Origin of the sequence: Streptomyces sp. NPDC048349, assembly GCF_040651925.1 — a bacterium.
GTDB lineage: Bacteria > Actinomycetota > Actinomycetes > Streptomycetales > Streptomycetaceae > Streptomyces.
On sequence record NZ_JBEZLA010000004.1, the window covers coordinates 139,694 to 152,815 of the forward strand.

At 71.8% G+C, this 13,122-nt stretch carries 15 protein-coding genes; 7 read left to right on the forward strand and 8 right to left on the reverse strand.

Annotation, left to right across the window (positions count from 1 at the left end):
- Positions 1-33: 33 nt before the first annotated feature.
- The 4 genes from AB0D44_RS04580 to AB0D44_RS04595 form a co-directional block, all read right to left on the reverse strand.
- The gene (locus tag AB0D44_RS04580) at positions 34-1,734 is read right to left on the reverse strand and encodes a methylmalonyl-CoA mutase family protein (RefSeq protein ID WP_362584245.1); all 1,701 of its coding nucleotides are present in this window, start codon (positions 1,732-1,734) and stop codon (positions 34-36) included.
- An 87-nt stretch (positions 1,735-1,821) separates the two neighbouring features.
- Positions 1,822-2,151, reverse strand: coding sequence for a DUF3817 domain-containing protein (locus tag AB0D44_RS04585; RefSeq protein ID WP_362584248.1), 330 nt, complete (start codon positions 2,149-2,151; stop codon positions 1,822-1,824).
- A 44-nt stretch (positions 2,152-2,195) separates the two neighbouring features.
- Positions 2,196-2,705 carry a MarR family transcriptional regulator gene (locus AB0D44_RS04590; protein WP_362584251.1) on the reverse strand — a complete coding sequence of 170 codons (510 nt, stop codon included), beginning with the start codon at positions 2,703-2,705 and terminating at the stop codon, positions 2,196-2,198.
- A gap of 21 nt (positions 2,706-2,726) precedes the next feature.
- Positions 2,727-3,962: an MFS transporter gene (locus tag AB0D44_RS04595; protein WP_362584253.1), complete on the reverse strand. Its 1,236-nt coding sequence runs from the start codon at positions 3,960-3,962 to the stop codon at positions 2,727-2,729.
- Positions 3,963-4,061: 99 nt separating this feature from the next.
- On the opposite strand from AB0D44_RS04595, the gene AB0D44_RS04600 reads away from it, so the two are divergent.
- Entirely contained in the window at positions 4,062-5,060 is a 999-nt protein-coding gene (locus tag AB0D44_RS04600) for a DUF5937 family protein (RefSeq protein ID WP_362584256.1), read from the forward strand.
- A 221-nt stretch (positions 5,061-5,281) separates the two neighbouring features.
- The gene (locus AB0D44_RS04605) at positions 5,282-6,259 is read left to right on the forward strand and encodes a glycoside hydrolase family 6 protein (RefSeq protein ID WP_362584464.1); all 978 of its coding nucleotides are present in this window, start codon (positions 5,282-5,284) and stop codon (positions 6,257-6,259) included.
- Between the two features lie 80 nt (positions 6,260-6,339).
- On the opposite strand, the gene AB0D44_RS04610 is transcribed toward AB0D44_RS04605, so the two are convergent.
- Together AB0D44_RS04610 and AB0D44_RS04615 are read right to left on the reverse strand one after the other, a co-directional pair.
- Complete coding sequence (locus tag AB0D44_RS04610) at positions 6,340-6,636, reverse strand: MTH1187 family thiamine-binding protein (RefSeq protein WP_362584259.1); 297 nt, start codon at positions 6,634-6,636, stop codon at positions 6,340-6,342.
- Entirely contained in the window at positions 6,633-6,977 is a 345-nt protein-coding gene (locus AB0D44_RS04615) for a DUF3817 domain-containing protein (RefSeq protein ID WP_362584261.1), read from the reverse strand. The genes AB0D44_RS04610 and AB0D44_RS04615 overlap by 4 nt, the downstream gene beginning before the upstream one ends.
- A 223-nt stretch (positions 6,978-7,200) precedes the next feature.
- Here AB0D44_RS04615 and AB0D44_RS04620 point away from each other — a divergent pair, with 223 nt between their 5' ends.
- From AB0D44_RS04620 to AB0D44_RS04640, 5 genes are all read left to right on the forward strand, one after another.
- Complete coding sequence (locus AB0D44_RS04620) at positions 7,201-7,839, forward strand: AIM24 family protein (RefSeq protein ID WP_362584263.1); 639 nt, start codon at positions 7,201-7,203, stop codon at positions 7,837-7,839.
- The gene (locus AB0D44_RS04625; RefSeq protein ID WP_362584265.1) at positions 7,839-8,489 is read left to right on the forward strand and encodes an AIM24 family protein; all 651 of its coding nucleotides are present in this window, start codon (positions 7,839-7,841) and stop codon (positions 8,487-8,489) included. The genes AB0D44_RS04620 and AB0D44_RS04625 overlap by 1 nt, the downstream gene beginning before the upstream one ends.
- Before the next feature lie 11 nt (positions 8,490-8,500).
- Positions 8,501-9,304: an AIM24 family protein gene (locus AB0D44_RS04630; protein WP_362584467.1), complete on the forward strand. Its 804-nt coding sequence runs from the start codon at positions 8,501-8,503 to the stop codon at positions 9,302-9,304.
- A gap of 67 nt (positions 9,305-9,371) precedes the next feature.
- The gene (locus AB0D44_RS04635) at positions 9,372-9,848 is read left to right on the forward strand and encodes a MarR family transcriptional regulator (protein ID WP_362584470.1); all 477 of its coding nucleotides are present in this window, start codon (positions 9,372-9,374) and stop codon (positions 9,846-9,848) included.
- A gap of 116 nt (positions 9,849-9,964) precedes the next feature.
- On the forward strand, positions 9,965-10,534 hold the full coding sequence (locus AB0D44_RS04640; RefSeq protein WP_362584267.1) for a PepSY domain-containing protein: 570 nt from the start codon (positions 9,965-9,967) through the stop codon (positions 10,532-10,534).
- Between the two features lie 304 nt (positions 10,535-10,838).
- Here AB0D44_RS04640 and meaB read toward each other — a convergent pair whose 3' ends face one another.
- Entirely contained in the window at positions 10,839-11,801 is a 963-nt protein-coding gene (gene meaB, locus AB0D44_RS04645) for a methylmalonyl Co-A mutase-associated GTPase MeaB (protein ID WP_362584270.1), read from the reverse strand.
- A 52-nt stretch (positions 11,802-11,853) separates the two neighbouring features.
- Complete coding sequence (locus AB0D44_RS04650; protein ID WP_362584273.1) at positions 11,854-13,056, reverse strand: acetyl-CoA C-acetyltransferase; 1,203 nt, start codon at positions 13,054-13,056, stop codon at positions 11,854-11,856.
- Positions 13,057-13,122: the final 66 nt, after the last annotated feature.

Below are 13,122 nucleotides of genomic sequence, written 5' to 3' on the forward strand. Positions count from 1 at the left end.
TCGGGCGCCGTGGCCGGCCTTCGTGACGAGGACTCAGAAGCCCGGCGGCTCCGTGTAGGTGCCCCACTCCTCGCGCAGGACGTTGCAGATCTCGCCCAGCGTGGCCTCGGCCCGCACGGCGTCCAACATGGCCGGAATCATGTTCGACCCGTCCCGGGCGGCGTCCAGCATCGCGGCCAGCGACTCGCGCACCTTGGCGTCGTCACGGCCGGCCTTGCGGTCGGCGAGGACGCGCACCTGCTCGCGCTCCACCTCGTGGCTGACCCGCAGGATCTCCAGGTCCCCGGTCACCGAGCCGTGGTGGACGTTGACGCCGACGACCCGCTTGTCGCCCTTCTCCAGCGAGCGCTGGTACACGAAGGCCGACTCGGCGATCTCGCCGGTGAACCAGCCGTCCTCGATGCCGCGCAGGATGCCCGAGGTGATCGGGCCGATGGGGTGCTGCCCGTCCGGGTGGGCGCGCAGCCCGCGCTCCTTGATCTGGTCGAAGATCTTCTCGGCGTCCGCCTCGATGCGGTCCGTGAGCTGCTCGACGTACCAGGAACCGCCCAGCGGGTCGGCGACGTTGGCGACGCCGGTCTCCTCCATCAGCACCTGCTGGGTGCGCAGGGCGATCTCGGCGGCCTGCTCGCTGGGCAGGGCGAGGGTCTCGTCGAGGGCGTTGGTGTGCAGCGAGTTCGTGCCGCCGAGGACGGCCGCAAGGGCTTCGACGGCGGTGCGCACCACGTTGTTGTACGGCTGCTGCGCGGTGAGGGAGACACCGGCGGTCTGGGTGTGGAAGCGCAGCCACATCGACTTCTCGCTCTTCGCCCCGTAGACCTCCTTCATCCAGCGCGCCCAGATCCGGCGGGCGGCGCGGAACTTGGCGATCTCCTCGAAGAAGTCGAGGTGCGCGTCGAAGAAGAAGGAGAGGCCGGGCGCGAAGTGGTCCACGTCCATGCCGCGCGAGAGCCCGAGCTCCACGTACCCGAAGCCGTCGGCGAGGGTGTAGGCGAGCTCCTGCGCGGCCGTGGCTCCGGCCTCGCGGATGTGGTAGCCGGAGACGGACAGCGGCTTGTAGGCCGGGATGCCCTTGGCGCAGTACTCCATGAGGTCGCCGATGAGGCGAAGGTGCGGCTCCGGTTCGAAGAGCCACTCCTTCTGGGCGATGTACTCCTTGAAGATGTCCGTCTGGAGGGTGCCGTTGAGGAGGGCCGGGTCCACGCCCTGCCGCTCGGCGGCGACCAGGTACATGCAGAAGGCGGGCACGGCGGGGCCCGAGATGGTCATCGAGGTGGTGACGTCGCCGAGCGGGATGTCCTTGAACAGGACCTCCATGTCGGCGGCGGAGTCTATGGCCACCCCGCAGTGGCCCACCTCGCCCAGCGAGCGGGGGTCGTCGGAGTCGCGCCCCATGAGGGTCGGCATGTCGAAGGCGACGGAGAGCCCGCCGCCGCCGGCCGCCAGGATCATCTTGTAGCGCTCGTTGGTCTGCTCGGCGTTCCCGAACCCGGCGAACTGCCGGATGGTCCAGGTCCGCCCGCGGTAGCCGGTGGCGTGCAGGCCGCGGGTGTAGGGGTACTCCCCCGGCCACCCGATGCGCTCGAACCCCTCGTACGCGTCGCCGGGCCGGGGCCCGTAGACCGGATCGACGGCATCGCCGGAGAGCGTGGTGAAGTCTGCCTCGCGCTTGCGGGCCTTGTCGTAACGGGCCTGCCAGCGTCGGCGGCCTTCCTCGATGGCGTCTGCGTCCATACCCTCGAATTTACTAGGACGTCCTAGTAAATGTCGATGGGAAACCCCGGGGAGTTCTCCCCGGGGAAGGACCGCTCGAGTCGCGGTCTAGGCCCGCGCGGTCGCCGGTGCGCCGGTGACCAGCGGTTCGACCTCGGCGCGGACCTTGCGCTCGACGAAGAAGGCGGCCAGCGGAATGGTGCCGCTCAGCATGACCCAGAGCATCTTGCCGAAGGACCACCGGGCCTTGGAGCTCAGGTCGAAGGCGAAGACCAGGTAGATCATGAAGAGGACGCCGTGGGCCTGGGACACCACGAACGTCAGATCGGCGCCCTTGTCGAAGCCGTACTTGAAAATCATGCAGGTGCACAGCACCAGCAGCATCACGGCAGTGGCAAAGGCCATCACCCGGTAGCGGGTCAGCACGCTCTTCTTCATGCGCCCGAGCCTAACCGTCCGTTTTGCTCGATCTTGACAGGGGCCTACTTCTCCTCGAAGTCGGCGGCAGCGACCCGCAGCGGCCGCAGCAGCGCGAAGATCTCCGCGCACTCCTCGGCGTCGTACGCCCCGAGTCCGAAGTCCATCGCCATCAGGTCCTTGGTGGCGGCCTCGACGACCTCGCGGCCCTTCTCCGTGATGGAGGCGAGGGTGCCGCGGCCGTCGTTCGGGTTGGGCCGCTTGTCGACGAGCCCGGACCTCACCAGCCGGTCGACGGTGTTGGTCACCGAGGTCGGGTGGACCATCAGCCGCTCGCCGATCTTCGACATCGGCAGCTCGCCGGCCTTGGAGAAGGTGAGCAGCACCAGCGCCTCGTAGCGCGCGAAGGTCAGCCCGTACGGCTTGACCACGGCGTCGACCTCGCCGAGCAGGATCTGGTGCGCGCGCATGATCGAGGTGATGGCGGCCATCGCGGGCACCGGCCCCCAGCGCCGCTGCCAGAGTTCGTCGGCGCGGGCGATGGGATCGAAGGGAAGGCTGAGCGGCTTGGACACGTACCAGACCCTACCGGTCGGTCATTTGACGGCGAGCCCCGTCTCACTCCTCGGCCGCTCCCCTTCCCGTGCGGTGGACCGCAGTTCGGCCAGGAGGAGCAGGACGACGGCCGTGCCGATGATCGCGGAACCGGTGACGACGTGGTGGACCGGGAGGAATTCGGCGGCGATCCCGGCCAGGGCCATGCCGACGCCCTGCAAGGTCATCATGCCGGTACTGAGCAGGGTCATCGCCCGGCCGCGCAGCTCCTCCGGGACGGCGTCGAGGTACCACTGGTCGAGGCCGAGCGTGTAGGCCTGGGCCAGACCGGCGAGCAGGAGCGCGGTGAGCGCGAGCGGTACGCCGGGCCGCAGGGCGTACAGGAGCAGCGGCAGCAGTCCCGCGGCGGCGAACGGGACCGTGATCCGCGAACGCGTTCGGGCGGTGAGCGCGGAGCCCGCCCACAGCTCTCCCGCGATGGTGCCGACGGGCAGGGCGCACATCAGCAGCCCCAGCGCGCCGGTCCCCGCGCCGAGGCCGGCGGTGTAGGGGGCGAGCAGCGCCTCCGGTACGACGACGAACACGGGCGGCAGCCAGAACATCAGGGTCAGCGCCCTGATCCGGCGATCACCGAGGACGGCGCGCACCCCTGCGGCCGGGGAGCGGCGGGATCCCGCGCGCGCGGGCCTGGCGCGCGTGCCCAGGCGCAACAGGAGCGCCGAGCCGAGGAATCCGGCGGCGGTCAGGGCAATGGCCCCGCGCGGCGCGAGGACGGTGAGCAGGATCCCGCCGAGGCCGAAGCCGATGAGCTGGGCGCTCTGGGCCACCATGCGCAGCAGCGAGCGGCCGAGGACGAAGGTGTCGCCGGTACCGAGGATGTCGGCGAGGGAGGCGCTGCGGGCGCCCTGGAACAGCGGTGCGACGAAGGACATCGCGCAGCGCAGGACGAGGAGCACCGCGACGGGCGTACCCGGGAGGGCCATGGCGGCGGCGCAGGCCGCACAGAGGAGATCGCACGCGACGAGCACCCGCCGGGCGGGGTGGCGGTCGGCGGCCCCGGCGAGCAGGGTGCCGCCCAGGGCGTAGGGGAGGAAGCCGAGGGCGAAGGTGAGCGCGCTCATCAGCGGCGAGCCGGTGGCGCGGTAGACGAGGACGGTCAGGGCGATCTCGGTGACGACCACGCCGAGCACGGACAGCAGGTGCGCGGCGAAGACGGGCCTGAATTCCCGGATCCGGAAGACGGCCCGGTACCCGGCGGCCGGGGTGGTGGTGGACATGGCAGGCAGCCTGGCGCGCACTACCCTGGCAGTCGTAGAGATTCGGTCCTGGACGAATCCCGGCCGAGCCGCGCCCGGGCGGGGAGGGGCGGGGGCATCGTGGGGTTCCACTTCCGGTTCGGGCCCGGCGACCTGCTGCGGTGCCGGTTCGCGATCTCCCCTCGCTGGGAGACGCAGGAGGCGGTCCGCGCCCTGCTCCGCCCGCACCGGCACACCTACCACCTGCCCTGGCTCCGGCAGGTGCGGGCCGCGGCCGAAGGGCTGGACCTGCGACCGCTGTGGCTGCTGATGCCGCGGGCGGGGCACCATCCGGATTTCCTCAGCCCGCCGCCGCTCGGCCCGTCCGTCACCTTCGAGGAGGAGCTGGCGCGGGTGCGGGCGGCCGATCCCGAGGCGGCGCGCGAGGACCTGCGGCTCTCCCTCGTCTGTACGCCGGGGGCGCTGGAGAGCGGCCTCGGGCAGCGGATGCTGGCGGACCCGGCGCGGGCGGTGCGGCAGTTGGCCGACCTCACCGAGCGGGCCTGGGAGGCGCTGGTCGCCCCGCACTGGCCGCGGCTGCGCGGACTGCTGGAGGCGGACATCCTGTTCCACTCGCGGCGGCTGGCGGGCGGCGGCCTCGAGGCGCTCTTCGACGGTCTCCACCCCGACCTGCGCTGGCACGGGGACACGGACACCCTGACCATCACCCGCAGCGGGCACCACGACCGGACGCTGGACGGGCAGGGGCTGCTGCTGATGCCGAGCGCCTTCGGCTGGCCGGAGGTCGTCGGCGGCTACGACCCTCCCTGGCAGCCGACGCTGGTCTATCCGGCCCGGGGGATCGGCGCCCTGTGGACGGCCCGCGCGGGCCCGGTCCCGCAGGCACTGGCCCAGCTGCTGGGCCGGGCCCGGGCCGAGGTGCTGTGCGCGCTGGACGAACCCGCTTCCACCACGGCGCTGGCCCATCGGCTCGGCCTCGCCGCGTCCACGGTCTCGGCGCACCTCGGGGTCCTGCGTGCGGCGGGCCTGCTCGTCTCCGCCCGCCACGGCCACCAGGTCCTCTACGAACGCACCCCGCTGGCCATCGCGCTGACCACGGGTGGGCCGGCGGTGTCGTAAGGGGGCGGCAACTGTCCGTTATGTCACGATGTCCCGGTCCGCTGCCCGTTCCTTCGTCCCGAGGAAGCCGGATGCGCCCCGCCGTTCCCCGACGCGCCGTTTTCCGCCGAGCCGATCCCCGACGCGCCGTTTCCCGCCGAGCCGTTCCCCGACGCGCCGTTTCCCGCCGAGCCGTTCCCCGGCGCGCCGTTCTCCGGCGCCGCCCCGTCACCCTCCTCGGCCTGCTGCTGTGCCTCGCGGCAGCCCCCGCGTGCTCCGGCGGGACGGCGCCCGGGGCGGGGGCTCCGGCCGCCGCCCCGTCCGGGACCGGGGCCGTCGAGTCCTCCGCGTACTGGGTGGACCCGCAGGGCGAAGCCGCCCGGCAGGTCGCCGCCTGGGAGGCGGCGGGCCGCTACGGCGAGGCCCAGGTGCTGCGCAGGATCGCGGAGCGGGCGACGGCCCTCTGGGGGCCGGGCGGTGATCCCGGCCCGGAGATCCGCCGGGCCGTCAAGGGCGCCCGGGCCGCCGGGCGGACCCTGGTGCTCGCCGCGCACCACATCCCGCACCGCGGCTGCGGCCCGCACGCGGCCGGCGGCGCCGGGAGCGCCGCGGCCTACCGCAGCTGGATCAAGGCCTTCGCCGACGGCATCGGCAGCGCCCGTGCCCTCGTCGTCCTGGAGCCGGGCGCGCTCGCGCACGTCGTCGACGGCTGCACCCCGCCCGAGCACCACGCCGAGCGCTACCGGCTGCTCTCCGAGGCCGTCGACCGGCTCAAGCGCAACCCCCGCACCAAGGTCTACCTGGACGCCGGCAGCCCGGCGTGGATCAAGGACCCGCTGGACCTCGTCGAGCCCCTGTCCCGGGCCGGCCTCGCCCGCGCCGACGGCTTCGCGCTCAACGTCTCCGACTTCCAGCCCGACGCCGCGGTGCGGGCCTACGGAGCCGAGATCTCCCGAGCCGCCGGCGGCAAGCACTTCGTCGTCGACACCAGCCGCAACGGCGAGGGCCCGCTGCCCGGGGACCGCAGCCGGACCCTGTGCAATCCGCCCGGCCGGGCGCTGGGCAGGCCGCCGACCGACAGGACGGACGACCCGCTCGTCGACGCGTACCTCTGGATCAAGCGGCCCGGCGAGTCCGACGGCCCCTGCCGCGGGGGCCCGCGGGCGGGCGAGTGGTGGCCGGACTACGCGCTGGGCCTGGCCCGCCGCGCCCGGGAGTGACGCGGGACCCCCGGCCGGCGGGGCCAGGGGCGCTCGGGGAGGACTCGAGGACGGACGGACCCGGGGAAGTGCGGCGGGGCTCAGCCCTCGGCGAGGTGGCGCTCCACCGTCTCGACCTTCGAGGTCATCGCGTCGACGACGCCCGGACGGATGTCGGCCTTCAGGATGAAGGAGACGCGCGGCGCCCGCTCCTCCACGGCCGCCACGGCGCGCCGGACCACGTCCATGACCTCGTCCCACTCGCCCTCGACGGTGGTGAACATCGCGTCCGTGCGGTGGGGCAGCCCCGACTCGCGGACCACGCGGACCGCGTCGGCGACGTACTCCCCGACCTCTTCGCCGACCCCCAGCGGGGTCACCGAGAACGCGACGATCACGCTTCGGCCGCCTGCCGGGCCCGGGCCGCGACCACGCTGTCGGCCTCGTCCCGCTTGAGCAGCCGGTCGCCGTAGAGGCCGCCGAAGGGCAGCAGCGCCAGCACGAAGAACAGCGCGACCTTCTTGAGGGGCCACTTCGCCCGGTTCCAGACATCCAGCAGGAAGACCGCGTAGATGACGAAGAGGATCCCGTGGAGGATGCCGAGCGGCATCATCAGGTAGTCGATGTCCGAGATCCGGCTCAGCAGCGAGCCGAAGATCAGCAGGGCCGGGAACGACAGCGCCTCCGGGACGGAGATGAGGCGCAGCCGGTGCAGGGCGGAGGCGGTCTTGATGTCCACGGAGAACCTTCGGGGTGGGAGCCTGGGGCCGCTCCAGTGTCTCAGCCGCTTTGCGGGATCTTGACCCGGGCCCCCCTGCCGCGGTGCACGCAGGGCCGCGGGGGCGCGGTCGCGCCCGGTCGCCCCCGGCTCCACCCCGGATCGCGCCCGAAACCGCCCGGGTGTGGCGCATATCGGCCACGGGGCCCTGTTCGCGTCCGCCTGCTGCCGATAACGTCATCCCGTGGCTCAGTTCCGACTCCAAGGCAGCAAGGTGCTCGCCGTCGACCTGACCGGGGATGCCGTGAAAGCGAAGAACGGCTCCATGGTTGCGTACGACGGCCAGATGGCCTTCAAGAAGATGACCGGCGGCGGCGAAGGCATCCGCGGGATGGTGACGCGCCGGCTGACCGGCGAGCAGATGACCGTGATGGAAGTGCAGGGGCACGGCACCTGCTTCTTCGCCGACCGCGCGAGCGAGATCAATCTGGTCAATCTGCACGGCGAGAAGCTCTACGTCGAGTCCAGCAACCTGCTGTGCACCGACGGCGGGCTGCGCACCGGCACGACCTTCACCGGTCTGCGCGGGGCCACGACGGGCAACGGCCTGTTCACCACGACCGTCGAGGGCTCGGGCCAGGCGGCGATCATGTCCGACGGCCCGGCGGTGGTGCTGCGCGTCAGCGCCCAGTACCCGCTCTCCGTCGACCCGGGGGCGTACATCGCGCACACCGGTGACCTGCGGCAGTCCTTCCAGTCCGGGGTGAACTTCCGCACCCTGATCGGCGAGGGCTCCGGCGAGTCGTTCCAGATCCGCTTCGAGGGCGAGGGCCTGGTCTACGTGCAGCCCAGCGAGCGCAACACCATCGGGGGCGACGTCTGATGCCGTTCCGCGAGATCAACTCGAAGATGGTCGAGGCCCAGGTCGTCCCGGGCCAGAAGATGTACAGCCAGCGCGGCGCGATGCTCGCGTACCGCGGCGAGGTCTCCTTCACCCCCAGCCTGACCGGCGGCCAGGGCGGGGTCATGGGCATGATCGGGCGGCGGGTGGCCAACGAGCAGACCCCGCTGATGACGGTCGAGGGCAGCGGCACCGTGATGTTCGGCCACGGCGGCCACCACATCCAGGTGATCAACCTGACCGGCGAGACCCTGTACGTCGAGGCCGACCGGCTGCTGGCCTTCGACGGGACGCTCCAGCAGGGCACGATGTTCATGGGCTCGCAGGGCGGCGTCATGGGCATGGTCCGCGGCCAGGTGACCGGCCAGGGCCTGTTCACCACGACCCTCAAGGGCCACGGCGCGGTCGCCGTGATGGCCCACGGCGGGGTCATCGAACTTCCCATCCACCCGAGCCGGCCGGTCCACGTGGACCCGCAGGCGTACGTGGCCCACCACGGCGACGTCCGCAACAAGCTCTCCACCGCGCTCGGCTGGCGGGACATGGTGGGGCGCGGCTCGGGTGAGGCGTTCCAGCTGGAGCTGTCCGGTCAGGGCGCGGTGTACGTACAGGCCTCGGAGGAGAAGCTGTGAACTTTGGCCCCGTGATCGGCGGGCCCGGCGGGCCGACGGTCTTCGACCCGTACACCCTGCCCAGCGACGACAACGTCAACGCGTACACCTTCTGCGTGGAACTCAAGGGGAGCCAGTGGTTCCTGCAGAAGGGCAAGATGATCTCGTACTACGGGAGCATCGAGTTCAACGGCATCGGCAACGGCCGCTTCGACCGGCTGCTGCGCACCAGCTTCCACTCGCCGCTGCACGCGAGCGACTGGGTGGTGGCCGAGGGGCAGGGCAAGATGCTGCTGGCGGACCGCGCCTTCGACGTGAACTCCTACGACCTGGAGAACGGGAACCTGACGATCCGGTCAGGCAACCTGCTCGCCTACCAGCCCTCCCTCGCCCTCAAGCAGTCGATCGTCCCGGGCTTCCTGACGCTGATCGGCACCGGGAAATTCGTGGCGGCGTCCAACGGGCCGGTGGTGTTCATGGAGCCGCCGCTGCGCGTGGACCCGCAGGCGCTGGTGGGCTGGGCGGACTGCCCCTCCCCCTGCCACCACTACGATCACGGCTACATGTCGGGCGTGATGGGCGGCCTGCGCTCGCTGACGGGCATCGGCGGCACCTCGGGCGAGGAGCACCAGTTCGAGTTCGTCGGAGCGGGCACGGTGCTGTTGCAGTCGTCGGAGATGCTGATGGCGGAACAGGCGGTCGGCACGGTCGGCGCCGGTGCGGCCACGGGCAACGCGCAGGGGGTTCCGGGGGCCGGCCAAGGCCCGCTGGGGCAGCTGGGCGTTCCGCGGATGCCGGGACAGCTGGGTGATCTCCAGCGCCGCTTCGGACTGTGACGCCCCAGAGCACGTCCCATTTTTGTACGTAATTCAACTTCTTAGGTAGAGTTCATTCATGGAGACCATGGAGACCGAGACGGCCACCCGGTGGCTGACCGATGCCGAGCAGTGCGCCTGGCGCACCCACCTGGACGTCAGCAGACTGCTGATGCACCAGCTGGAAAAGGATCTCCAGCCCTTCGGACTCACCAACAACGACTACGAGATCCTCGTGAACCTCTCGGAGTCGCCGGAACACCGGATGCGGATGAGCGATCTCGCGACCGCCACCCTGCAGTCCAAGAGCCGGCTGTCCCACCAGATCACGCGCATGGAGGCGGCGGGCCTGGTCCGCCGCGTGAACTGCGAGTCCGACCGCCGGGGCCTGTTCGCGGTGCTCACGGACGAGGGCATGGACACGATGCGCAAGGTGGCCCCGCACCACGTGGCATCCGTCCGCCGGCACTTCATCGACCTGCTGCCGCCGGAGGCCCTGGCGGCGCTGCGCGAGTCGCTGGACCCGGTGGCGGACCACCTGCGCGGTACGCGCGGCAAGGCCTGAGGGGCCGCCGCGCCCTCCTCGGCGATCGGCCCGACAATGGGTGGGAACGCTCGCTGCCGGCCGACCGCCCTACGGGCAACCGCAGGCGGTACGGCCGGCCTGAGGAGGTCAAGCCCATGAAGCGCACTGTGTACGTCTCCGCGGCCGCGTCCGTGATCCTGATGGCAGGAGGCCCGGTGGCGGCCGCCGCAGCGGCACCCGCCGACACGGCGAGAACCGTCCCCGCGGCCGCTGCGCCGCAGGTCGAGGTCACCGCGGAGGCCGCGCTCGCCGCGGCCCTGAAGAACTACCCCGGAGTGGTCGAGTCCCTCGACCGGGACGCCAACGTCTGGCACGTGGACGTGATCACCAAGGACGGCAAGGGCCACGCCGAGCTGGAAGTCGACGCCGCGTCCGGCGCGGTCACCCGGAAGAACGTGGACACCGACGAGGACAGCAGCGAGCACAAGGACCTGCTCGCCGCCAAGGTCACCGCCGAGCAGGCCGCCAAGGCCGCCGTCGCCGCCCATCCCGGGCAGGTGTGGACGGTCGAGTGGGATTCCGAGGACGACGGCAGGGCCGCTGCCTGGCACGTCGAGGTGAGGGGCGCCGACGGCAAGACGTGGGACGCCTCCGTGGATGCCACGACCGGCAAGGCCACCACGCAGTCCGACTCGGACGGCGACTCGGACGACGACCACGGCTGACCGCTGACCCGCTGATTCGCGGACTCGCGGACGAGAGGAGCCGCGCCCCGTGCGGGGGGCGCGGCTCCTTCCGTACTGCCAGGCGGTCCGGTCAGGCGTTGGGACGCTTGCCGTGGTTCGCCTTCTTCTTCTTGCGTGCTCGCTTCTTGTTGCCGCGCTTGGCCATGAGCCGCTCCCTGAATCGGGGTAATCCGGGCGTTCGCCAGTCTAGGGGCGGGGCGCCGCTCCCGCATCAGGCTTCGGCCGGTCCGGCATCACGTGTCGGCCCGGCTGTCCGGGGTCGTGCCGGTCAGCCGGTCCGGCGTCAGGCGTCGGTCAGGCTGTCCAGGAGGACGTCGGCCGCCGCGTACGGGTCCAGCTCGCCCCCGGCCACCCGGGCCGCCAGCGCCTCCAGCCGGGAGTTGCCGTGCAGATCGGCCATCCGGGCCCGCAGGGACGTCACGGCGATCGTCTCCACCTCGCGCGCCGCACGCGCCGTACGCCGCTCCGCGAGGACCCCCCGCTCGTCCATCCACGCCCGGTGCTTCTCCAGCGCCTCGACCAGTTCGTCGATGCCCTGGGCGCGCGCGGCGACGGTCTTGACGATCGGCGGGCGCCAGTCGGCCGGACCCCGGGACTCCCCCAGGCCCAGCATGTGGTTCAGCTCCCGGGCCGTGGCGTCGGCGCCGTCCCGGTCGGCCTTGTTCACCACGTACACGTCGCCGATCTCCAGGATCCCGGCCTTCGCTGCCTGGATCCCGTCGCCCATCCCCGGAGCCAGCAGCACCACCGAGGTGTCCGCCTGGGCGGCGATCTCCACCTCCGACTGGCCGACGCCGACCGTCTCGACCAGGATCACCTCGCACCCGGCCGCGTCCAGCACCCGGATCGCCTGCGGGGCGGCCCAGGCGAGACCGCCCAGGTGGCCCCGGGTGGCCATGGAGCGGATGTAGACCCCCGGGTCGGAGGCGTGGTCCGACATCCGCACCCGGTCGCCCAGCAGCGCTCCGCCGGAGAACGGCGAGGACGGGTCGACGGCGAGGACGCCGACCCGCTTCCCGGCCTGTCGGTACGCGGAGACGAGCGCCGAGGTCGAGGTCGACTTGCCGACGCCCGGCGACCCCGTCAGGCCCACCACGTACGCGTTGCCCGTCAGGGGGGCCAGCGCCGCCATCACCTCGCGCAGCTGCGGGGACGCCCCCTCCACCAGCGAAATCAGCCGGGCCACCGCTCTCGGCCTGCCCTCACGGGCCTGGGCCACCAGCTGGGGGACGTCCACCGCCGTCATACGTGCTGCGCTCCTCGGTTCTCGTACGGGTACGGGTGGGTGCGGTACCCGGTTACGCCTTGGGCACGCGGACGATCAGGGCGTCGCCCTGGCCGCCGCCGCCGCACAGCGCGGCCGCGCCGACCCCGCCGCCGCGGCGCTTCAGCTCCAGCGCCAGGTGCAGCACCACGCGGGCACCGGACATGCCGATCGGGTGCCCCAGGGCAATGGCGCCACCGTTGACGTTCACCTTTTCCGGGGTGACCCCGAGGTCCTTCATTGACTGCACGGCGACCGCCGCGAAGGCCTCGTTGATCTCGATGAGGTCCAGGTCGGCGACCTCCAGGCCCTCCTTCTTCAGGGCGTGCAGGATCGCGTTCGACGGCTGCGACTGCAGCGAGTTGTCGGGGCCGGCCACGTTGCCGTGGGCGCCGATCTCGGCGATCCACGGCAGGCCCAGCTCCTCGGCCTTGGCCTTGCTCATCACGACCACGGCGGCCGCACCGTCGCTGATCTGCGAGGAGGTACCGGCGGTGATCGTGCCGTCCTTCGCGAAGGCCGGGCGCAGCTTGCCCAGGGACTCGACGGTGGTCTCCGCGCGGATGCCCTCGTCCTGGGAGAAGACGACCGGCTCGCCCTTGCGCTGCGGGATCTCGACCGGGGTGATCTCGGCCTCGAAGACGCCGTTCTTCTGCGCGGCCGCGGCCCGCTGGTGCGAGGCGGCGGCGAACTCGTCCTGCGGGGCGCGCTCGATGCCCAGGCGGGTGTTGTGCTTCTCGGTCGACTCGCCCATCGCGATGTTCTCGAACGCGTCGGTGAGGCCGTCGTAGGCCATCGCGTCGAGCATCTCGATGGCGCCGTACTTGTAGCCCTCGCGCGACTTGGGCAGCAGGTGCGGGGCGTTGGTCATGGACTCCTGGCCGCCGGCGACCACGACGTCGAACTCACCGGCGCGGATCAGCTGGTCGGCCAGCGCGATCGCGTCCAGACCCGAGAGGCAGACCTTGTTGATCGTGAGCGCGGGGACGTTCATCGGAATTCCGGCCTTGACCGCGGCCTGGCGCGCTGGAATCTGGCCTGCGCCCGCCTGGAGCACCTGGCCCATGATCACGTACTGCACCTGGTCGCCGGAGATCCCGGCGCGGTCCAGCGCGGACTTGATGGCGAACCCGCCGAGGTCGGCACCCGAGAAGGACTTCAGCGAACCGAGCAGACGCCCCATGGGCGTGCGGGCCCCGGCGACGATCACTGAGGTGGTGTTGTTCGTTCCGGACATGAGGCACAGCCCCTTGAGGATGAGGAGTGAACGAGGGTTTACCTGAATGTACTGAGCGGTACCCGC